1 protein-coding gene is annotated in these 509 nt (G+C 67.6%); it reads left to right on the top strand.

The genetic code is table 11. The annotated features are described in order from the left end of the window. A partial coding sequence (locus L6R21_28315; GenBank protein MCK6563107.1) for a hypothetical protein occupies positions 1-434 on the top strand: 434 nt, incomplete at its 5' end. Between the last annotated feature and the right edge of the window lie 75 nt (positions 435-509).

The following is a 509-nucleotide window of genomic DNA, read 5'->3' as shown; positions in this document are numbered from 1 at the left end:
GGCGGATCTTCAACACCGAGCGCCCGCATGAGGCGTTGAACGATACGGTGCCCGCCCAGTGGTACGGCCCCTCGCCCCGGGCGTATCCCGCGGTCCTGCCGGAGATCGTCTATCCCGCGCATGTTGAAGTCCGCCGGGTGCGGACCAGCGGCGAGATCAAGTGGCAGGGCGGCTGTGTGTATCTGAGCGAAGCCCTGGTAGGCGAGCCGGTGGGGCTCGAGGCGGTCAGTGATCGTCATTGGCGCGTCTGCTTCGGTCCCGTCGCCCTGGGGCTGTTCGACAGTCACACCCGCACGCTGCTGGCCTACCGCCCGGCCACTCGCCGGGACCGGGCCGCCGCGCGCGCCGCGCGCGCGGTTGTGGAGAACTCCAGTCGCCCTACGGGCTCCTTCCGTTCTCCACAACCGCAAAACCGAAGACCGGACCGGCCATGAAGTGTTACCCATGTGCCCGGTCTATTCTGTTACCCATGTGCCCGCTTGCACCGGAAGTAGGGAGGAGGGAGGATG

It is taken from the genome of bacterium (assembly GCA_023150945.1).
GTDB lineage: Bacteria > Zhuqueibacterota > Zhuqueibacteria > Zhuqueibacterales > Zhuqueibacteraceae > Coneutiohabitans.
The sequence above is the reverse complement of the archived record's forward strand: the minus strand, read 5'-3'. Positions and strand labels throughout refer to the sequence as shown.